Here is a 909-nt window from a genome sequence, read left to right on the forward strand (position 1 = left end):
TTGGTGTGCTCAGCGTTCACGCCTCACGGGATATCGCTCTAGCGAGCTTGGTCGCTATAGGAACGATCGCGAGCGTAGCCCGCCTTGCCGTTTTGATCCGCGGTAGACGGCTGTGCGATAACCCCGAAATGCCCTTACTCACTGCCAAGCGCTTTGAGCGCCGGTTTGCACTCACCTATTGGGCCTTCGCGGCTGTCTTCGGTCTATTTGCCGCACGATCGTACATGCTGCCGCTTGCAGAATGGCAGATGCCCATCGGCATTCTCGTCGTGGGATACGCCGCAGGAGCAGCATCTACGATCGCGATGCGCCCTTACATCGTGATTACAAGCCTGATTGTCGCGGTAATCCCGCCAGCTTTAGTTCTTCTACTACGGGGAGATCCGAATGCGACCGTTTCGGCTCTTTGTCTATTTGCGCTGCTCACAGGCGGCCTTCGTAGCGCTAGCCAACGATATCGTTCGCAGTTGGCAAAGACGACAACGCGACACGCCTTTGCTCGTCAGGTTAAAACGGATCACCTCACTGGACTTGGCAACCGGCTGGCTCTCGCCGAGGCATTTGAGACAAACGCCCGGCCAGAGCGACACGGACGTATCGCGTTTCACTATGTCGACCTCGACGACTTCAAGCCGGTCAACGACCGGCTTGGTCACCAGGTAGGCGATAGCTTGCTATGCTTGGTCGCCGATAGGTTGCGGACATCTATAAATCCTGAAGACATGGTTGTTCGGCTTGGAGGCGACGAATTTGTCGTCGTGCAAATGGACTCCGAGTCTGACTTTGACGTTGAGCAACAAGGATTACGCATCGAACAGGTCTTGAACCGCTCCTATGTGTTAGAGGGCCATTCGGTTAACTGTGCCGCCAGCGTCGGATCAAGCCGCTCTACTGGTAACAATCAGAGCA

General features: G+C 55.8%; 1 protein-coding gene. It reads left to right on the forward strand.

Going from position 1 to position 909, the window contains the following annotated elements; genetic code table 11:
• Positions 1 to 128: 128 nt before the first annotated feature.
• A partial coding sequence (locus tag ASE89_RS11935) for a GGDEF domain-containing protein (RefSeq protein ID WP_082451451.1) occupies positions 129 to 909 on the forward strand: 781 nt, incomplete at its 3' end.

Source organism: Sphingomonas sp. Leaf30, from assembly GCF_001422525.1.
GTDB classification, from domain to species: domain Bacteria; phylum Pseudomonadota; class Alphaproteobacteria; order Sphingomonadales; family Sphingomonadaceae; genus Sphingomonas; species Sphingomonas aerolata.